This window comes from Streptomyces sp. NPDC019224, assembly GCF_040632605.1.
Taxonomy (GTDB): Bacteria; Actinomycetota; Actinomycetes; order Streptomycetales; family Streptomycetaceae; genus Streptomyces.
The window spans coordinates 92427-111718 of record NZ_JBEYCF010000002.1; the positions used below are offsets into that span (position 1 = coordinate 92427).

General features: G+C 70.5%; 19 protein-coding genes. 6 read left to right on the forward strand and 13 right to left on the reverse strand.

What is annotated here, in order from left to right:
• Positions 1 to 87: 87 nt before the first annotated feature.
• Positions 88 to 1470, reverse strand: coding sequence for a glycine--tRNA ligase (locus tag ABZ564_RS01895; protein WP_360847885.1), 1383 nt, complete (start codon positions 1468 to 1470; stop codon positions 88 to 90).
• Between the two features lie 242 nt (positions 1471 to 1712).
• Between ABZ564_RS01895 and ABZ564_RS01900 the strand changes: the two genes are divergently transcribed.
• From ABZ564_RS01900 to ABZ564_RS01915, 4 genes are all read left to right on the forward strand, one after another.
• Positions 1713 to 2672 (forward strand): metal ABC transporter substrate-binding protein, encoded by a 960-nt coding sequence (locus tag ABZ564_RS01900; protein WP_360847888.1) that lies wholly within the window; start codon positions 1713 to 1715, stop codon positions 2670 to 2672.
• Positions 2673 to 2725: 53 nt separating this feature from the next.
• On the forward strand, positions 2726 to 3508 hold the full coding sequence (locus ABZ564_RS01905; RefSeq protein ID WP_360847890.1) for a metal ABC transporter ATP-binding protein: 783 nt from the start codon (positions 2726 to 2728) through the stop codon (positions 3506 to 3508).
• Positions 3509 to 3510: 2 nt separating this feature from the next.
• Positions 3511 to 4404, forward strand: a complete 894-nt coding sequence (locus tag ABZ564_RS01910; protein WP_360847893.1) for a metal ABC transporter permease — start codon at positions 3511 to 3513, stop codon at positions 4402 to 4404.
• Between the two features lie 116 nt (positions 4405 to 4520).
• On the forward strand, positions 4521 to 4955 hold the full coding sequence (locus ABZ564_RS01915) for a transcriptional repressor (RefSeq protein WP_360847896.1): 435 nt from the start codon (positions 4521 to 4523) through the stop codon (positions 4953 to 4955).
• A gap of 48 nt (positions 4956 to 5003) precedes the next feature.
• On the opposite strand, the gene ABZ564_RS01920 is transcribed toward ABZ564_RS01915, so the two are convergent.
• From ABZ564_RS01920 to leuA, 5 genes are all read right to left on the reverse strand, one after another.
• Positions 5004 to 5531, reverse strand: a complete 528-nt coding sequence (locus tag ABZ564_RS01920; RefSeq protein WP_360847899.1) for a hypothetical protein — start codon at positions 5529 to 5531, stop codon at positions 5004 to 5006.
• Between the two features lie 51 nt (positions 5532 to 5582).
• Entirely contained in the window at positions 5583 to 6398 is an 816-nt protein-coding gene (locus ABZ564_RS01925) for an isoprenyl transferase (RefSeq protein ID WP_360847902.1), read from the reverse strand.
• A gap of 21 nt (positions 6399 to 6419) precedes the next feature.
• Positions 6420 to 7166 carry a DNA repair protein RecO gene (gene recO / locus ABZ564_RS01930; RefSeq protein ID WP_360847905.1) on the reverse strand — a complete coding sequence of 249 codons (747 nt, stop codon included), beginning with the start codon at positions 7164 to 7166 and terminating at the stop codon, positions 6420 to 6422.
• A 206-nt stretch (positions 7167 to 7372) separates the two neighbouring features.
• Positions 7373 to 8050, reverse strand: a complete 678-nt coding sequence (locus ABZ564_RS01935; protein WP_360847908.1) for a TerB family tellurite resistance protein — start codon at positions 8048 to 8050, stop codon at positions 7373 to 7375.
• 208 nt (positions 8051 to 8258) lie between these two features.
• Positions 8259 to 10034, reverse strand: a complete 1776-nt coding sequence (leuA, locus tag ABZ564_RS01940) for a 2-isopropylmalate synthase (protein WP_360847911.1) — start codon at positions 10032 to 10034, stop codon at positions 8259 to 8261.
• A gap of 315 nt (positions 10035 to 10349) precedes the next feature.
• Here leuA and ABZ564_RS01945 point away from each other — a divergent pair, with 315 nt between their 5' ends.
• Together ABZ564_RS01945 and ABZ564_RS01950 are read left to right on the forward strand one after the other, a co-directional pair.
• On the forward strand, positions 10350 to 11426 hold the full coding sequence (locus ABZ564_RS01945; RefSeq protein ID WP_360847914.1) for a M4 family metallopeptidase: 1077 nt from the start codon (positions 10350 to 10352) through the stop codon (positions 11424 to 11426).
• Positions 11427 to 11517: 91 nt separating this feature from the next.
• On the forward strand, positions 11518 to 11784 hold the full coding sequence (locus ABZ564_RS01950; RefSeq protein ID WP_360847917.1) for a protealysin inhibitor emfourin: 267 nt from the start codon (positions 11518 to 11520) through the stop codon (positions 11782 to 11784).
• Positions 11785 to 11983: 199 nt separating this feature from the next.
• Here the strand turns inward: ABZ564_RS01950 and era are convergent, their stop codons facing one another.
• From era to ABZ564_RS01985, 7 genes are all read right to left on the reverse strand, one after another.
• Positions 11984 to 12958 carry a GTPase Era gene (gene era, locus ABZ564_RS01955; RefSeq protein ID WP_360847920.1) on the reverse strand — a complete coding sequence of 325 codons (975 nt, stop codon included), beginning with the start codon at positions 12956 to 12958 and terminating at the stop codon, positions 11984 to 11986.
• A 151-nt stretch (positions 12959 to 13109) separates the two neighbouring features.
• The gene (locus ABZ564_RS01960; RefSeq protein WP_360847923.1) at positions 13110 to 13463 is read right to left on the reverse strand and encodes a cytidine deaminase; all 354 of its coding nucleotides are present in this window, start codon (positions 13461 to 13463) and stop codon (positions 13110 to 13112) included.
• Positions 13464 to 13523: 60 nt separating this feature from the next.
• Positions 13524 to 13877, reverse strand: coding sequence for an MmcQ/YjbR family DNA-binding protein (locus ABZ564_RS01965; RefSeq protein WP_093708896.1), 354 nt, complete (start codon positions 13875 to 13877; stop codon positions 13524 to 13526).
• On the reverse strand, positions 13874 to 15169 hold the full coding sequence (locus ABZ564_RS01970) for a hemolysin family protein (protein ID WP_360847927.1): 1296 nt from the start codon (positions 15167 to 15169) through the stop codon (positions 13874 to 13876). The genes ABZ564_RS01965 and ABZ564_RS01970 overlap by 4 nt, the downstream gene beginning before the upstream one ends.
• Positions 15166 to 15663: an rRNA maturation RNase YbeY gene (gene ybeY / locus ABZ564_RS01975; RefSeq protein ID WP_093708894.1), complete on the reverse strand. Its 498-nt coding sequence runs from the start codon at positions 15661 to 15663 to the stop codon at positions 15166 to 15168. The genes ABZ564_RS01970 and ybeY overlap by 4 nt, the downstream gene beginning before the upstream one ends.
• Before the next feature lie 9 nt (positions 15664 to 15672).
• Entirely contained in the window at positions 15673 to 17805 is a 2133-nt protein-coding gene (locus ABZ564_RS01980) for a PhoH family protein (RefSeq protein ID WP_360847930.1), read from the reverse strand.
• A gap of 130 nt (positions 17806 to 17935) precedes the next feature.
• On the reverse strand, positions 17936 to 19042 hold the full coding sequence (locus ABZ564_RS01985) for a PfkB family carbohydrate kinase (RefSeq protein ID WP_360847933.1): 1107 nt from the start codon (positions 19040 to 19042) through the stop codon (positions 17936 to 17938).
• Positions 19043 to 19292 lie beyond the last annotated feature (250 nt).

A 19292-nucleotide genomic window follows, 5' to 3' on the forward strand; every position in this document is an offset into this window, starting at 1 on the left:
CCGGACCCGGCCCGGAGGGAAGACAGACGAAGCCCCCGGTTCCGCGGCGGGCGCGGAAGCGGGGGCTTCGTTCAGCGGGTGCGGCCGTCAGCAGCCGAGCAGCCGGGAGGCCAGGTAGCCCTGGATCTGGTCCAGGGAGACGCGCTCCTGCTTCATCGTGTCGCGCTCGCGGACGGTGACCGCGTTGTCGTCGAGGGTGTCGAAGTCGACGGTGACGCAGAACGGCGTGCCGATCTCGTCCTGGCGGCGGTAGCGGCGGCCGATGGCGCCCGCGTCGTCGAACTCGATGTTCCAGTTCTGCCGCAGGTCGGTGGCGAGGCCCTTGGCCTTCGGCGAGAGCTGCGGGTTGCGGGACAGCGGGAGGACCGCGACCTTCACCGGTGCCAGGCGCGGGTCGAGGCGCATCACGGCGCGCTTCTCCATGACGCCCTTGGCATTCGGCGCCTCGTCCTCGTTGTAGGAGTCGAGGAGGAAGGCCAGCATCGCGCGGCCGACACCGGCTGCGGGCTCGATGACGTACGGGGTGTAGCGCTCGCTCTTCTCCTGGTCGAAGAAGGACAGGTCCGTGCCCGACGCCTTGGAGTGGGCCGTGAGGTCGTAGTCGGTGCGGTTGGCGACGCCCTCCAGCTCGCCCCACTCGCTGCCGCCGAAGCGGAAGCGGTACTCGATGTCAGCGGTGCGCTTGGAGTAGTGGGAGAGCTTCTCCTGCGGGTGCTCGTACCACCGCATGTTCTCCTCGCGCATGCCGAGGCCGGTGTACCAGTTCCAGCGCTGCTCCATCCAGTACTCCTGCCACTGCTCGTCCTCGCCCGGCTTGACGAAGAACTCCATCTCCATCTGCTCGAACTCGCGCGTGCGGAAGATGAAGTTGCCCGGAGTGATCTCGTTGCGGAAGGACTTGCCCATCTGCGCGATGCCGAACGGAGGCTTCTTGCGCGAGGTGGTCTGCACCTGGGCGAAGTTGGTGAAGATGCCCTGGGCGGTCTCGGGGCGCAGGTAGGCGACCGAGCCGGAGTCCTGGGTCGGACCGAGGTGCGTGGAGAGCAGGCCGGAGAACTGCTTGGGCTCGGTGAAGGTGCCCTTGTTGCCGCAGTTCGGGCAGTTGAGGTCGGCCAGGCCGTTGGCCGGCGCCTTGCCGTGCTTCTCCTCGTAAGCCTCCTCCAGGTGGTCCGCGCGGTAGCGCTTGTGGCAGGAGGTGCACTCGGTCAGCGGGTCGGAGAACGTGGCGACGTGGCCGGAGGCCACCCACACGTCGGGGGCCAGGATGACCGACGAGTCGAGACCGACCACGTCCTCGCGGGAGGTGACCATGTAGCGCCACCACTGGCGCTTGAGGTTCTCCTTGAGCTCGACGCCCAGCGGCCCGTAGTCCCAGGCGGCCTTCTGACCACCGTAGATCTCACTGCAGGGGTAGACGAAGCCACGGCGCTTGCTCAGGCTGACGATGGTATCGATCTTGTCGGCGGCCACGGTGCTCTCTTCATTACGACGACGGAACTGGACAAGGGGGCCCGAGGCGCCTCGGTGGGGGGTGGTGGTCGAGAGACGGGCGGGCGAATGGCCCAGATTACCGGCGGCCACGCCCCTTCGATCAAATCGGTATCGGTCCCGCGCCCTCCACCCCCTCGCTCGTCGCCCGCCCGGCCCCACCGCGCCCGCCGCCGGACCCGACTTGTTGACAATCGTTTCCACTTTCATTGAAAATGACTGTCATGAACGTACGCCGCCTCATACCCACCGCCGCCGTCATCGGTGCGGTCGCCCTCGGCCTCACCGCCTGCTCGGCGTCCGGCACCTCCGACAGCAGGAGCGGCGACCGGCTGGACGTGGTGGCGTCGTTCTATCCGATGCAGTTCCTGGCCGAGCGCATAGGCGGCGACCACGTCTCGGTCACCACCCTCACCAAGCCCAACCAGGAGCCCCACGACCTGGAGCTCAGCTACCGGCAGATCGGCGGCCTCAGCGACGCCGGCCTGATCCTCTACCTCAAGGGCATCCAGCCCGCCGTCGACGAGGCGATCAAGCTCTCGGAGTCCACGAACGCCCTCGACGCCACGACGCTGACCACGCTGGAGGACCACGGCACGGAGGTCGGCGGCGAAGAGCACGGCCACGACGAGCACGCCCACGAGCACGAGGGCGAGGAGGCCGGCGCCGACCCGCACATCTGGCTGGACCCGGTGAAGTACACCGAGGTCGCCAAGGGCGTCGGCGAGGCCCTGGAGAAGACCGACCCGGACCACGCCGCGGACTACCGCAAGAACACCGCAGCCCTGGTCAAGGAACTGGGCGCGCTCGACACCGCGTACCGGACCGGGCTGAAGGACGCCACCACCCGCACGTTCATCACCACGCACTCCGCCTTCGGCTACCTGGCCGAGCGCTACGGCCTCACCCAGGAGGGCATCGCCGGCATCGACCCCGAGGCCGAGCCCAGCCCCGCCCGCATCAGCGCCCTGCACTCCATCGCGGAGAAGGAGAAGGTCACCACCGTCTTCTTCGAGGCGCTCGCCAGCGACAGGACGGCGAAGACCGTCGCCCGGGACACCGGGCTGCGCACCGACGTCCTGGACCCGCTGGAGGGAATCACCGGCGCCTCCAAGGGCGATGACTACATCGAGGTCATGAAGTCCAACCTCGCCGCCCTGCGCACGGCACTCGGCGCGAAGTGAGCGACGACCGCACCGCCCCCATCGGCCCGAACCGCGCAGCATCGGAGGCGCTCATGCCCGAGCCCCAGAACCCCGCCCGCGAACCCGTGATCGTCCTCCGCGACGCCACCGCCACGCTCGGGGCACGCCCCGTGCTGCGCGGCGTCGACCTGACCGTGCACCGCGGCGAGGTCGTCGCCCTGCTCGGCGCCAACGGCTCCGGCAAGTCCACCGCCGTCCGCTCCGTCATCGGTCAGGTCCCGCTGACCGGCGGCTCCGTCGACCTCTTCGGCACCCCGCTGCGGCGCTTCCGCGAGTGGGCCCGGGTCGGCTACGTGCCGCAGCGCACCACGGCGGCCGGCGGTGTACCCGCCACGATCCGGGAGGTCGTCTCCGCCGGGCGGCTCTCCCGCACCCGGCTGGGCCTCCCCCGCAAGGCCGACCGCGCCGCCGTCGACCGCGCCATCGAGCTCGTGGGCCTCGCCGACCGTGCCAAGGACTCGGTGGACGCCCTCTCCGGCGGCCAGCACCAGCGCGTGCTGATCGCCCGCGCGCTCGCCGCCGAACCCGAACTCCTGATCATGGACGAGCCGATGGCGGGCGTCGACCTGGCCAGCCAGGAGATCCTCGCCGCCACCCTGCGCGAGCAGGTCGCCGGCGGCGCCACCGTGCTCCTCGTCCTGCACGAGCTGGGGCCGCTGGAGCCCCTGATCGACCGGGCGGTCGTGCTCCGCGACGGCTGCGTCCTGCACGACGGGCCGCCCCCCGAGGCCGTCGGGCAGCACGCCCTGCCCGGCCACGACCACGTACACCCCCACGCGGCTTCCGAGCCCGTCCGGACGGGACTGCTGAGCTGACCATGGAATTCCTCAACCCTCCCTTCATGCAGCGGGCCCTGCTCGCCGCCGTGCTGGTCGGCGTCATCGCGCCCGCCGTCGGCATCTACCTGGTCCAGCGCCGGCAGGCCCTGATGGGCGATGGCATCGGCCACATCGCGATGACCGGCGTCGGCCTCGGCTTCCTGCTCTCCGCCAGCCCGGTCTGGATGGCCACCGCCGTCGCCGTCGCGGGCGCGGTCGTCATGGAGCTGATCCGCTGGTACGGCCGCACCCGCGGCGACATCGCGCTGGCCATGCTCTTCTACGGAGGCATGGCGGGGGGCGTGCTGCTGATCAACCTCTCCGACACCGGCTCGAACGCCAACCTCACCTCGTACCTCTTCGGCTCGCTGTCCACGGTCTCCTCCGAGGACGTCACCGCGATCTCGCTGCTCGCCGCGTTCGTGCTGCTGGTGACGGTGGGGCTGCGGCGGCAGCTGTTCGCCGTCAGCCAGGACGAGGAGTTCGCCCGGGTGACCGGTCTGCCGGTGCGCCTGCTGAACCTGCTGGTCGCGGTCACCGCCGCGGTGACCGTCACGGTCGCGATGCGGGTCGTCGGCCTGCTGCTGGTCAGCGCCCTGATGGTGGTCCCGGTCGCCGCAGCGCAGCAGATCACCCGGTCCTTCAAGGTGACGTTCGTGCTCTCCGTCGTCATCGGCGTCGGCGTCACCCTGTCCGGCACCATCACCTCGTACTACCAGGACGTCCCGCCCGGCGCGACGATCGTGCTGCTGGCCATCGGGGTCTTCGTCGCCCTGACCCTGCTCGCCGCCCCCCTGGCCCGCCGCCGCGCCCGACGCGGTGAGACCGCGGCGGAGCGGTGCACCCTGGAAGTACCGGCGGCCCGCCCGGCACCGGACGACGTCCGCGTCTGACCCCTGGAGCGGTGTGCCGTCGGGGCCGATCAGGCAGCCGCCGACAACACGCCCTCCGCACGGGGCGGGCTGGCACAATGGCCCGACAGATGTACGGGCGACACGAGGAGGCTCCTGTGGCGACGGCGCCGATCAGTGGAACGAACGCGGCTCCGGTACGCGGCCGGTCGACCCGGCAGCGGGCAGCCGTGGCGGCGGCGCTCGACGAAGTGGACGAGTTCCGCAGCGCCCAGGAGCTGCACGACGTCCTCAAGCACCGCGGGGACTCGGTCGGCCTGACGACCGTCTACCGCACCCTGCAGTCCCTCGCCGACGCCGGCGAGGTGGACGTCCTGCGCACCACGGAGGGCGAGTCCGTCTACCGGCGCTGCTCGACCGGCGAGCACCACCACCATCTGGTCTGCCGCGTGTGCGGCAAGGCGGTCGAGGTCGAGGGCCCCGCGGTCGAGCAGTGGGCGGAGACCATCGCCACCCAGCACGGCTTCGTCAACGTGGCGCACACAGTCGAGGTCTTCGGCACCTGCGCGGAGTGCGCGAGCGCTCAGGGCTGAGACCGGGGACGAGCCCGGAGCCCTCTCCCCGGCCGCCGGCTCCGGCGGTCAGACCTTGGTCAGGTGCCGGTCGAAGATCTCGCGCAGATGGTCCACGTCGGCCCGGTCCTGGGCGCCGCGCTTGGCTATCACGGTCAGAGCGGTGGCGTTCTTGTCGTCGCTGAGCATCACGAAGAGATCTGCTGTCTCCAGGTACCTCGGCTGCGCCGGCCACCTGACGACCGTACTGGAGCTTTCCGTGTCGACGCCGACACCGGACTCGTCGACCCGCACCCGGAACTCGCCCTGCCGCGCCACGAGCCGGAACAGTTGGCGGGCCATCAGCCACGGCCTCAGGAGCAGCACAGGGCCGCAAAGCAGCAGCGCCACCAGCGGCGGCACCGGCACGTCGGTGCCCTGCGCCAGCGACAGTGACGTGGCCACGACGGCACAGCCCGTCGTGGCCACCCCCAGAAACCGCTGCCGCCGGCCCGCCGGGCTGACCCGGTCGCGGGCGCGCAGCGCCACCGAGTAGTCCCGCAGCACCGGCCGGTATCTCAGCTCGACCGCTCTGTGCACGGTCCCCTGCTCGCTCATGGCCCCTCCCGAAGTCCGAAGAGGCGTGATCGTACCGGCAGGGGATCGGGCTCAGGCCGTCGGTTCCGTCTTCTCGGCGCCGCCGAACCGCCGGTCGCGCTGGGCGAACTCCAGGCAGGCCCGCCACAGGTCCCGGCGGTCGAAGTCCGGCCACAGCACGTCCTGGAAGACCATCTCGGCGTACGCGCTCTGCCAGATCAGGTAGTTCGAGGTGCGCTGCTCGCCACTGGGGCGCACGAACAGGTCGACGTCCGGCATGTCCGGGTAGTAGATGTACTTCGCGAACGTCTTCTCGTTGACCTTCGACGGATCGAGCCGTCCGGCGGCGACGTCCTGCGCGATGCGCTGCGCGGCGTCCGCGATCTCGGCCCGACCACCGTAGTTGACGCAGAAGTACAGCGTCATCCTGTCGTTGTCCTTGGTCTGCTCCTGGGCGACCTGGAGCTCCTGGACGACGGATTTCCACAGCTTGGGCATGCGGCCCACCCAGCGGATGCGGATGCCCAGCTCGTCCATCTCGTCACGGCGGCGGCGGATGACGTCCCGGTTGAAGTTCATCAGGAACTTCACCTCCTCCGGGGACCGCTTCCAGTTCTCCGTCGAGAAGGCGTACAGCGAGAGGTTCTTGACGCCCATCTCGATGCACCCCTTGAGCACGTCCATGACGACGCCCTCGCCGACCTTGTGCCCCTCGGTGCGCGGCAGGCCCCGCTCCTTGGCCCAGCGGCCGTTCCCGTCCATCACCACGGCGACGTGCTTGGGCACCAGCTCACCGGGGATCTTCGGGGGGACGGCACCGGACGGGTGCGGCTCCGGGGTCTTGTAGTCGCGCCGGCTACGGCCGCCGAGCATCCCGCGTACTGCCATGAGCTTCTCAGTCTCCCTGTGTCACTTTTCCACGTACCGCAGTGAACGCAGCCCGCGCTCCAGATGCCAGTGCAGATAGGCGGACACCAGTCCGCTCCCCTCCCTGACATGACGCGCCTCGCACGCGTCCGCCGTCTCCCAGTCGCCGGTGAGCAGGGCACTCAGCAGGGCGACGGCCTCCGCCGAGGGTACGACGCTGCCGGGCACCCGGCAGTCGGCGCATACGACGCCGCCCGCCGCCACGGAGAAGAAACGGTTCGGTCCGGGCAGTCCGCAGCGGGCGCAGTCGTCGAAGCTGGGGGCGTAGCCGTTGACCGCGAGGGAGCGCAGCAGGAAGGCGTCCAGGATCAGGTGCGGCTCGTGCTCACCCCGGGCCAGCGTGCGCAGTCCGCCCACCAGCAGCAGGTACTGCTGGACCGCGGGTTCCCCCTCGTGGTCGGTGAAGCGCTCGGCGGTCTCCAGCATCGCGGTGCCGGCGGTGTAGCGCCCGTAGTCGGTGACGATCCCGCCACCGTACGGGGCGATCGTCTCGCTCTGGGTGCACAGCGGCAGCCCACGCCCGACCAGCTCGCTGCCGCGCGCGAAGAACTGCACGTCCACGTGGGAGAACGGCTCCAGCCGGGCCCCGAATTTGGACTTGGTACGGCGCACACCGCGCGCGACGGCCCGCACCCGGCCGTGGCCCCGGGTCAGTATCGTGATGATCCGGTCGGCCTCGCCCAGCTTCTGCGTGCGCAGCACCACGCCGTCGTCCCGGAACAAGCTCATGCGTCCATTGTCCGGTACGCCACCGACACCCGGGGCCCGCCCCCGGAGAGCCGGCTCTCCGGGGAGGCCTTCTTCCGTACGGGTGGCCGGGCACCCGTGGGGGCGGGACAGTTCGTCGTGCCAGGGGCCTGTTTCCCGGCTACTGCCCGGGAGGGCGCGGTCGGCCCGTTGTTCCGCGGGAGCGACGGGCGGCCGCAGGTGCGGGATCAGGAGGGCGTACGCGCCGCGGCGTCGAGCAGCCGGGCGGTGTCCTCGGCGCGCAGCCGCAGCGCACCGCCGACCGTGGTCAGCACCTCTCGCTCGGCCGGGCTGTAGGCGCCGTCGGCGAGGGCGATCCGGGCGCCCTGGAGCAGAATCGATTCACGTCCGGCGGGGGCGAGGTGCGGGGCGAGCGGTTCCAGTGCCTCGTGGAGTTCGATCGCGAGGGCCGCGCCGCACGCCTCGGCCGCGGGGTCGAAAGCGGAGCCGTGGCCGATGTCGGCGGACAGGACCTCGACGACGGTAGCGAGCTGTTCGGGCGTGCAGTCGTCGAAACCGGCGCCGCGCACCGTCTCGACCGCGGTCTCCAGGACCGTACGGGAGGTGCTGCCGCCGGCCGCGAGGACGCCGAGGGCCACGGTGTGCACGGCGTCCCTGAGCATCGCGGAGAACCGGGTGGTGGTGGGGTGGTCGAGCGCCTCGCAGTCGAAGTGCTGGTGGCAGGCGGCGCATTCGACGACCGGGCCCGTGGTGCCGCGCCGCAGCAGCGGTACGCCCAGCACGGCGAAGCGGCGGCGGCCGGTGAGGCGGCGGTAGTTGCGGTCGCCACCGCAGCCGGGGCAGAAGAACTCCCCGTCGCCGACGGTGTCCCACAGCGTGCGGATGCCGCAGATACGCAGCTTCATGGCGCGTTGTCCCAGGGCTGACCGCACGTCGCACACCTCCGTAACACTCCGGCAACACTGCCGTGTCGACGTGATGTTAACCACATTCCCGTTGCGCCGTCAGCACCCCGCCTGTCACAACCGGCCGGAGAATGGCCGAACCCCGCCCCCCGGAGGCGGGTGGGCGGGGTTCGCGGCCGTGCGACTTCGGGCCCCTTCGGGCGCCGGGTCAGCGGGTGGCGCGGTTGACGGCCGAGACGACCGCCTTCAGCGAGGCGCGGGTGGTGTTGGCGTCGATGCCGATGCCCCACAGCACCTTTCCGTCGATGGCGCACTCGATGTACGAGGCGGCCTGCGCGCTCGCGCCCTCGCTCATGGTGTGCTCGGTGTAGTCCAGCAGCCGGGCGTCGATGCCGATGGCCTGCAGCGCTTCGAAGAAGGCGGAGATCGGACCGTTGCCGGTTCCGGTCAGCACGGTGTCCGTGCCGTCCACGGTCGCCTCGACGGTGATCGTGTCCTGGCCGTCGGAACCGGTGGTGGTCTGGCCGGAGCGGATCTGTACGCGCCCCCAGGCGTTGTCCGGGTTGGGCAGGTACTCGTCCTGGAAGGTGGTCCAGATCTGCGTCGGCGTGACCTCGCCGCCCTCGGCGTCGGTCTTGGCCTGAATGATCCGGGAGAACTCGATCTGCATCCGGCGCGGCAGGTCCAGCTTGTGGTCGTTCTTCAGGACGTACGCGATTCCGCCCTTGCCGGACTGGGAGTTGACCCGGATGACCGCCTCGTAGGAACGGCCGACGTCCTTCGGGTCGATCGGCAGGTACGGCACCGCCCACTCGATGTCGTCGACCGTCTTGCCCCGGGCGGCCGCGTCGGCCTCCATGGCGTCGAAGCCCTTCTTGATGGCGTCCTGGTGGGAGCCGGAGAAGGCGGTGTAGACCAGGTCGCCCGCGTAGGGGTGGCGCGGGTGGACCTCCATCTGGTTGCAGTACTCGCTGGTGCGGCGGATCTCGTCGATCTGCGAGAAGTCGATCTGCGGGTCGACGCCCTGCGAGAACAGGTTCATGCCCAGCGTGACCAGGTCGACGTTGCCGGTGCGCTCGCCCTGGCCGAACAGGCAGCCCTCGACCCGGTCCGCCCCGGCCATCAGGGCCAGTTCGGCGGCGGCCACGGCGGTGCCGCGGTCGTTGTGCGGGTGGACGGACAGGCAGACGAACTCGCGGCGCGACAGGTTGCGCGACATCCACTCGAACCGGTCCGCGTGCGTGGACGGCGTCGAACGCTCCACGGTGGCGGGCAGGTTGAGGATGATCTCGCGGCCCTCCTCGGGCTGCCAGACGTCACAGACCGCCTCGCAGACCTCCAGGGCGAAGTCCAGCTCGGTGTCGGTGAAGATCTCGGGGCTGTACTGGTAGCCGAAGATCGTCTCGTCGCCCAGGATCTTCTCGGCGTACTCCATGACCAGCCGGGTGCCGTCCACCGCGATCTGCTTGACCTCTTCCCGGGAGCCGCGGAAGACCACGCGGCGGAAGGTGGGGGCGGTCGCGTTGTACAGGTGGACGGTGGCGCGGTGCGCGCCGCGCAGCGACTCGACGGTGCGCTCGATCAGTTCCTCGCGGGCCTGCGTCAGGACGGAGATCGTCACGTCCTCGGGGATCGCGCCCTCTTCGATGATGGAGCGCACGAAGGCGAAGTCGGTCTCGCCGGAGGACGGGAAGCCGACCTCGATCTCCTTGTATCCCATGCGTACGAGCAGGTCGAACATCTCGCGCTTGCGGGCCGGCGACATCGGGTCGATCAGGGCCTGGTTGCCGTCGCGCAGGTCGGTGGAGAGCCAGCGGGGGGCCTTGGTGATCCGCTTCTCGGGCCAGGTGCGGTCGGGGATGTCGACGGCCTCGTAGCGGCCGTACTTGTGGACCGGCATCCCGGACGGCTTCTGCAGCGCCGTGGCGTTGGTGATCGGCGTGGGGCGGCCGACGGCGTGCGAGGCGGGGGTCACTTCGGTCATGGCGTAGGGCTCCTCGGGGTCCTTCTACGGGACGGCCGACTGTGTCACTGCAACACCAGACTCCGCGGGGAGGGGGTCGGCCTACGACTACAGGCCCTCGCCGCGGCAGCTAAGAAGAAGCAGCCCGAAACGCATGATGCGTCGAGACTAGCCGAGGGGCGCCCGAGACGTGGGTGCTGTATCAGTATGCGGGACCGAAGACCTCGGTTACCGGTATCGGACGGCCTAAACACCCAGCAGTGACCAATCACTCCATTTCATCAACCGCGGTTGCAAGCAGTGACATTGCCCTCACTCAGTGCCACAGTCGTGGGTATGCAGCCTCGTTCACCGCAGGGGTTCCACCCCGTCTTCTGCACCATCGTCCCGCCCCACGTCCTCGACAAGCTGTCCCAGTCCGACGACCCCGCCCTCGCGGACCCGGCACGCCGCACCCTGGAGTCCGACGCGGCGCAGCGCACCCGCCGCCGGATGACCGCCGTTCCTCGGCCCACTGTCTCCCCGGAGCCGGACGACGACCGGTCCGCCAAGCCCGACCGCACGCTCTACGACTGCCGCCACGGCACGGACCTGCCGGGCACCAAGGTCCGCGCCGAGGGTGAGGAGCCCACGTCCGACGCCAGCGTCAACCGCGCGTACGCGGGTCTCGGCGCCACCTTCGACCTGCTGCTCACCGCCTACGGCCGGCGTTCCATCGACGGCCGGGGGCTGCCGCTGATCGGTTCCGTCCACTACGACGAGAAGTACAACAACGCCTTCTTCGACGGCGAACAGATGGTCTTCGGCGACGGGGACGGCGAGATCTTCCTCGACTTCACCGTCGCCATCGACGTGATCGCCCACGAACTGGCCCACGGGCTCACGCAGTACACGGCCAACCTGAGCTACTACGGCCAGTCCGGCGCGCTCAACGAATCGGTCTCGGACGTCATCGGCTCCCTCGTGAAGCAGTACTCGCTCGGTCAGACCGCCGAGCAGGCCGACTGGCTGATCGGCGAAGGGCTGCTCGCGCCCCGCGTCCAGGGCGTGGCGCTGCGCTCGATGAAGGCGCCCGGCACGGCGTACGACGACGACGTGCTCGGCAAGGACCCGCAGCCGGCCTCCATGGACGACTACATCCACACCAGCGACGACAACGGCGGGGTGCACCTCAACTCCGGCATCCCCAACCGCGCGTTCTACCTCCTGGCGACCGCACTCGGCGGCAGTTCCTGGGAACGGGCGGGCCAGCTCTGGTTCGATGTGCTCACAGGTGGTGAACTGGCGGTGGACGCGGACTTCGCGGACTTCGCCCGGCTGACCGTGGCGGCGGCGCGCAGCCGCTTCGGAGAGGGCGACGAGGTCGAGGCCGTCCTCAAGGCCTGGTCGGAGGTGGGCGTCCCGACCGACTAGGCATCCCGGCCGACTGGGCGCCCCGGCCGACTGGGCGCCCCGACCGTTCGGGCACCCAGCGACCGGCCCGTCCGCCGTGGAAGGACACCGCATGCGGATTCAGGTGAGCAGGACCGGCGGCTTCGCCGGTATCGCGCGCCACCGCGAGATCGACACCTCCGGACGGGCCGACGCCCAGGAGTGGGAGGCCCTGGCGGGCTCGGCCCTCGCCGACGGCCAGGCCGCCGCGCCCGGAGGCGTGCCGGACGGCTTCAGCTACCGGATAACGGTCGACGGCCGCACCGTGCACTGCGCGGACCCCCGCCTGACCGACGCCCAGCGCACCCTGGTCTCACGCGTCCTGAAGGAGGGCGTGTGAGACGGGGCCCGCGCCGAAGCGCCGGAAGCGGCCGGAACGCCTGAAGCGGCCGTTCGGAACCCCAGTCCGCGCAGCGGCACCGGGGCGCACCCCGGTGCGCCCCGCGGCGCCTCGCACCCGGCGGCGTCAGAGGGCCCCAGAGTGCCTCAGCGGCTTCGCGCAGCCGCGCCGGTCCCCGGCCGCCGCCTCGTGGCGCCGCTCAGAACCCCAGCTTGCGCAGCTGCTTCGGGTCGCGTTGCCAGTCCTTGGCGACCTTGACGTGCAGGTCGAGGAAGACGGGCGTGCCGAGCAGGGCCTCGATGTGCTTGCGGGACTTCGTACCGACGTCCTTCAGCCGCTTGCCCTTCGGGCCGATGATGATGCCCTTCTGACTGGGGCGCTCGATGTAGACGTTGGCATGGATGTCCAGCAGGGGCTTGTCCGCCGGCCGGTCCTCGCGCGGCAGCATCTCCTCGACGACGACCGCGATCGAGTGCGGCAGCTCGTCGCGTACGCCTTCGAGCGCGGCCTCGCGGATCAGCTCCGCGACCATGACCATCTCCGGCTCGTCGGTGAGGTCGCCCTCGGGGTAGAGCGGCGGGCCCTCCGGGAGGAGAGGGGCGATCAGGTCGGCCAGCAGGTCGACCTGCTGGTCCTTGACGGCCGAGACCGGGATGATCTCCGCCCACTCGAAGCCGAGCTCCTCGCCGAGCCGGGAGACGGCCAGCAGCTGTTCGGCGAGCTGCTTGGAGTCGACCAGGTCGGTCTTGGTGATGATCGCGATCTTGGGCGTCTTCTTGATGCCCGCGAGTTCCTTGACGATGTACTTGTCGCCCGGGCCGAGCTTCTGGTCGGCGGGCAGGCAGAAGCCGATGACGTCGACCTCGGCCCAGGTGGTGCGCACCACGTCGTTGAGCCGCTCGCCCAGGAGGGTGCGCGGCTTGTGGAGCCCGGGGGTGTCGACCAGGATCAGCTGGGCGTCCGGCCGGTGCACGATGCCGCGCACGGTGTGCCGCGTCGTCTGCGGCCGGTTGGAGGTGATGGCCACCTTCCGCCCGACCAGAGCGTTCGTCAGGGTGGACTTGCCCGCGTTGGGACGTCCCACGAAGCAGGCGAAACCGGCCCGGTGGGGGGCGGTGCTCTCGGCCTGCCGCGCAGCGGCTTCAGGGTTAGGTCGAACGCTCATGGCGCCCATTGTCCCCGATCCCGGGGGCCGCGGGGCACCGAGGCGCCCCCCACGGCCTCCGGCCCCCCTCCGGGCGGCCCCACGACGCCCCCACGCCGGGGCCCGCGCACGGGCGCGGCGCCGCGGGTGCGGCAGGCGCGGGGGCCCGTACGTGCGAAGGTCAGCCGGCCGTGACGCTGAGCCGCAGCCGGCCGTCCGGCCCGGCGAGCAGCACCGGCGTGCCGGCCCCGCCCAGGTCCCGTACGGCGGCCCGGTCCTCGTCCGAGGGGGTGTCGGCCTCGGAGACGATCGCGGCGGCCTCCAGGGACTTGGCCCCGCTGGCCACCGCCATCGCCACGGCCGTCCGCAGCGCGCTGAGCTTCAGCGAGTCCAGCTCCACGGTCCCCGCCACATACGTGCGGCCGGTCTCGTCCCGGACGGCCGCGCCCTCCGGCACACCGTTGCGGGCGCGGGCGCTGCGCGCCAGGGTGACGATCTTGCGGTCCTCGGCGCCGAGGTCGGTGCTCTCAGTCATGTGCCGAGCATACGAAGGCCGGCGCGGGCCCGGGCAGGCGGGAGCCCGCACCCATGCCCCTCAGGGCCGGTCCAGCCGCAGCCGCTCCGCCTTCGGGAGGCCGGCCACCACCAGGTCGTAGCTGTCCTCGATCAGCTCGCGCAGCTTCGCGTCGGGCAGCCCGGAGACGGTGACGGTGTTCCAGTGCCGCTTGTTCATGTGCCAGCCGGGCACCACCGCCTCGTACTCCTCGCGCAGCCGCACCGCCTCGTCGGGGTCGCACTTGAGGTTCACCGTCAGCGGCCGGGCGTCCAGCGCGCTCAGCGCGAACATCTTGCCGAGCACCTTGAAGACGGACGCCTCCGGTCCGAACGGGAACTCCTCCACGCTCGCGTTGAAGCCCAGGCAGAACGCCCTCAGTTGTTGCGGTGTCATTCCGGCGTCTCCTCCTCCTCGGGAGCCACCGGCTCCACCAGCACCGTGACGATCTTGTTCCGCCGGCCCGCCGGGGACTCCGCGGTCAGCCGCAGCCGCCGCTTGTCGGGCAGTTCGACCTCCGAGGACGCGCCGGCGATCGGGACCCGGCCCAGCGCCTTCGCGAGGAGTCCGCCGACCGTCTCCACGTCCTCGTCGTCGTACTCGTCGAGGCCGAACAGCTCGCCGAGGTCGCCGATGTCGAGCCGGGCGGTCACCCGGAAGCAGCCGTCCTCCAGCTCCTGGACGGGTGGGAGCTCGCGGTCGTACTCGTCGGTGATCTCGCCGACGATCTCCTCCAGGATGTCCTCGATGGTGACGATGCCCGCCGTGCCGCCGTACTCGTCGATGACGACGGCGACGTGGCTGCGTTCCTGCTGCATCTCGCGCAGCAGGTCGCCGGCGTTCTTCGTGTCGGGCACGAACGCCGCCGGGCGCATCGCCGTGGAGACCGGATCGGCCTCCGACTCCCGGTTGATGTGCGTCTTGCGGACCAGGTCCTTCAGATAGACGATCCCGACGATGTCGTCCTCGTTCTCGCCGGTGACCGGAATCCGCGAGAAACCGGAGCGGAGGGCGAGGGTGAGCGCCTGACGGATCGTCTTGTAGCGCTCGATGCAGACGAGGTCCGTGCGCGGGACCATCACCTCGCGCACGAGCGTGTCACCGAGCTCGAAGACGGAGTGCACCATGCGGCGTTCCTCGTCCTCGATCAGCGACTCCTGCTCGGCGAGGTCCACCATGGCCCGCAGCTCGGCCTCGCTGGCGAAGGGGCCCTTGCGGAACCCCTTGCCGGGGGTCAGCGCGTTGCCGATGAGAATCAGCAGCTGCGGGACGGGCCCCATGATCCGGGCCAGCGGCAGCAGCACGTACGCCGAGGCGGTGGCCGTGTTCAGCGGGTGCTGGCGGCCGATGGTGCGCGGCGAGACGCCGATCGCCACGTAGGAGACGAGGACCATCACGCCGATGGCGACGGCCAGCGCCTCCCAGGTCTCCGGGAACTCCTTCAGGCACGCGTAGGTGACGAGCACCCCGGCGGCCATCTCGCAGGCGACCCGTACCAGCAGGGCGACGTTGAGATAGCGCGTCGGATCGGCCGCGACCTGTTCCAGCTTGCCGCTGCCGCGCCGGCCCGAGCGGACCGCTTCGGCGGCCCGGAAGCTCGACGTGCGGGCGATCCCGGCCTCGGCGCAGGCCGCGAGCCAGCCGAGGACGACCAGCAGGACGACGCCGAAGACCAGGGGCAGGCTCACGAGACGGTCGGGGCGGGGGACGGGCCGGTCAGCCCGCGTTCACCGCGCCAGCCGTCCACGATGGCCGCCTGGAGACCGAACATCTCGGCCTTCTCGTCCGGCTCCTCGTGGTCGTAGCCCAGCAGGTGCAGCACTCCGTGGACGGTGAGGAGCTGGAGCTCCTCGTCCATGGAGTGCTGCGTCTCGGCTTCCTCGCCCTGCTTCTTGGCGACCTCGGGGCAGAGCACGATGTCGCCGAGGAGTCCCTGCGGGGGTTCCTCGTCGTCCTTGGCCGGCGGACGCAGCTCGTCCATCGGGAAGGACATGACATCGGTCGGGCCCGGCAGGTCCATCCACTGGATGTGCAGCTGCTCCATGGCGGCGCCGTCCACCACGATCACCGAGAGTTCGGAGAGGGGGTGGATCCGCATGCGCGCGAGAGCGTAGCGGGCGATGTCGAGGATCGCCTGCTCGTCGACCTCGGTTCCGGACTCGTTGTTGACGTCGATCGACATGGTGCGCTGCTACTGCTTCCCGTTGTGGCGGCCGCGGCCCCGGGGACCGCCGCCGTCCTGCTCGCCCTTGCTGTTGTCGTACTTCTCGTACGCGTCGACGATACGGCCGACCAGCTTGTGCCGGACGACATCCTGGGAGGTGAGCCGGGAGAAGTGCACGTCGTCGATACCGTCCAGGATCTCCTGCACCTGGCGCAGACCGCTCCTGGTCCCCGTCGGCAGGTCGACCTGGGTGGTGTCACCGGTGACGACGATCTTGGAGTCGAACCCGAGCCGGGTCAGGAACATCTTCATCTGCTCGGCGCTGGTGTTCTGCGCCTCGTCCAGGATGATGAAGGCGTCGTTGAGGGTGTTGTGCGTCAGCAGGTAGTCCTGGGTGACGTACAGCGAGTCCTCGGCTGCGACCTGGATACACACGGCTTCCTCGCGACCCGCCGGTTCGATACTGTCGATGAAACGCATCGGCCGTCCGCCGCCACCGGCGGCCCGGTACTTCTCGGCCTTGCGGGCGAGGCGGAAGGGCTCGATGCCGTCCGGAAGACGAATATCGACCACGTGGGCGTCGTAACGGTGATGGACCTCGCGCCCCCGCGCGAGTCCCGGCGCACGCCCTTCGGCAGCCCGTCGGCGTGTGTACGCGACTCCCCCCAGCGACTGCACCAGTGCGATGACGTCGTCACGCAGCATGATCGAAGCCGTCGTGTACTGGACACGGCACGTGCGGTCCGCCTGGGTGACCGGGCCCCCGTCCGCGTCGAGCAGTCCTTGAAGGACGGCGAGACGGACGTCGGCGGAGTTGAAAAGGTACGCGTCCGGAACGAACTTGGAGTGGGAACGCGTGCCCACCAGGTCCAGTTCACGCAGCGCGCGAGTGACCGGGTTCTCCAGCGTCACCACGTCGCCCGGAGCCTTCGCTCGGTTCAGGACATAGTCCGGCCCGCCCTTGTGGCGTACCGAAACGCCTGGCAGCGAGCTTTCCAGGGCCTCGGCCAGTTCAGGATCCTCGGTGGCGAACGACGGGGTCGTTGACCCGGTCAGGCAACCGTCGCCCAACAGCAGCCCCAACGCGTACGGCTCCATCGGAACCTCGCGCTCGGGAAAGCTGACCGGTGCGGTGAGCATCGGCAGTTCGTAGCGGCGCGCATGCGCCGCGCGAAGGTTGCCGATCATCTCCTTGGTCTCCAGGACTCGCCACGGCTTGTCCCGGCGCTTGTCCGACGCGGTACGGACCGTCCACAGGTGCTCACCGCAGCACAGGGTCCAGGAGCCGTCCTGGGCACTGACGCGATAGATGTCCTTCTCGCCCTGGGGGTAGATGCCGAGGACGGGGGTCGGCTCGCCGTTCGATCCGATGACGAGGTCGCCCACCTCCAGAGTGCCGATGGGACGCCAGCCGTCCGGAGTCAGGACATTCGTGAAGGTCGGCTGCGCGCGTCCGCGCATGTACGCCAGCGGCGCGACCTCGATCGTGCCCGCTGCCATCAGGCGCGGGATCGAGTCCGGGTCGAGCATGTCATGCAGGGCGTCGTAGAGCGGGCGCAGGTACGGGTCGATCTTGTCGAAGAGCGTGCCGGGGAGGAAGCCGAGGCGCTCGCCCGCCTCGACGGCCGGGCGGGTCAGGATGATCCGGCTGACCTGCTTGGACTGCAGGGCCTGGACCGCCTTGGCCATGGCGAGGTAGGTCTTGCCCGTACCGGCGGGGCCGATGCCGAAGACGATCGTGTGCTTGTCGATGGCGTCGACGTACCGCTTCTGGTTGAGCGTCTTGGGGCGGATGGTGCGGCCCCGGCTGGAGAGGATGTTCTGGGTGAGCACCTCGGCCGGGGTCTCGGTACCGTCGGCCTGGCCGTTGTCACTGGCCTTGAGCATCGCGATCGACCGTTCCACAGCGTCCTCCGTCATCGGCTGCCCGGTGCGGAGCACCAGCACCATCTCGTCGAACAGGCGCTGGATCAGGGCGATGTCCGCCGTGTTGCCCGTCGCGCTTATGTCATTGCCCCGGACGTGGATGTCGGCCGCCGGGAACGCCGCTTCGATCACGCGCAGCAGCGAGTCGCCCGCTCCCAGGAGCATCACCATCGGGTGAGCGGCCGGGATGCTGATGTGGGCACGCGCCTGCGGCTGTGTGGGTGACTGAGTCATGGGCCGGCCCTCGGGCCTGCGCATACCTCCCGTTGCAGGGTTCTCGCTGCTCGAAAACCTCTTCTGACCCAAGCCTACGACTCTGCGCCGACAACACCAGGGGTTTTGCCGGGCGGTGGCCGGCGGGAGGTCACGGGCGGAAGCCGAGCGTGGGAACGGCCCGGCGCAGCGGCCAGGGGCGGGCGGCGGCCGGCAGCAGGTCGTCGAGGAAGGCGTAGCGCCGGAGCGCGGCCGGATCCTGGCCGGTGCAGGTGCGCACCCGCTGCCACCAGGCGGCGATCTCCGCCCAGCCGGGGGCCGAGAGGGAGCCGCCGAACTCCTGGACCGAGAGGGCGGCGGTCAGCCCGGCGAAGGCGAGGCGGTCGGCGAGGGGCCAGCCGGCCAGGGTGCCGGTGACGAAGCCGGCCACGAAGACGTCGCCCGCCCCGGTGGGGTCAAGGGCCTCGACTTCGATGGCCGGGACCTCGGCGGCGGTGGAGGTGGCCGCGTCGACCGCGTAGGCGCCCTCGGAACCGAGGGTGACGACGGCCAGCGGTACCCGTGCGGCGAGGGCGTGCGCGGCGGCCCGGGGGCAGTCGGTACGGGTGTAGCGCATCGCCTCCTCGGCATTGGGCAGGAAGGCGTGGCAGTGCTCCAGCCCGCTCAGGGCGTCCAGGTCCCAGCGCCCGGTCTCGTCCCAGCCGACGTCCCCGAAGATCAGGGCCCCCCGGCGGGCGGCCTCGGCGACCCAGGGCTCGGTGCGGCCGGGGACGAGCGAGGTGACGGCGGCCCGGGCCCTGGGCGGGCAGCGGGGGAAGGCGGGGACCTCGGGCGAGGCGGTGGCGGGGAGCGCAGGGGCCTCGTGGCCGTGCGAGACCATCGTCCGCTCGCCCTCGTAGGCCATCGAGACGGTCACCGGGGAATGCCAGCCGCGCACGGTGTGCGACCTGGACAGGTCGATGCCTTCGCCCTGCGCGAGCGCGTCCCAGCAGTACTCGCCGTAGTGGTCGTCACCGAACGCGGCGGCCAGGGAGGTACGCAGGCCGAGGCGGGCCAGCGCGGTGGCCATGTTGGCGACGCCGCCGGGGCTGGAACCCATGCCGCGGGCCCAGGACTCGGTGCCGCGTACAGGGGCGCTGTCCAGGCCGGTGAAGATGATGTCGAGGAAGACCGTGCCGGTGAGGAAGACGTCGCAGTCGGGGTCCTGCGGAGCGCGCAGCCCGTCCAGCGGGTCGATGTCTGGGATCTCAGCGCTCACCTTGCACTCCCCGGTCGTGGCGGTTGCGGCCAGTGTGCCCGATTCCCGGTCGCATGGGACGGGTGCGCGCCGCGCGTGTGTTCACTGGCACTGACCTGCATAAACATCCGCAGATACCCACCCGCGAACCACCTAAACTCAAAAGTGATCCGGATCACAGTAGCCCGGCTTTCGGTGGGCCGGGGGCGCTTGATACAAATTGGCCCGCGAGCACCGTTGGGACGTACCCGGCGGAAGCGCCGATCTCCTC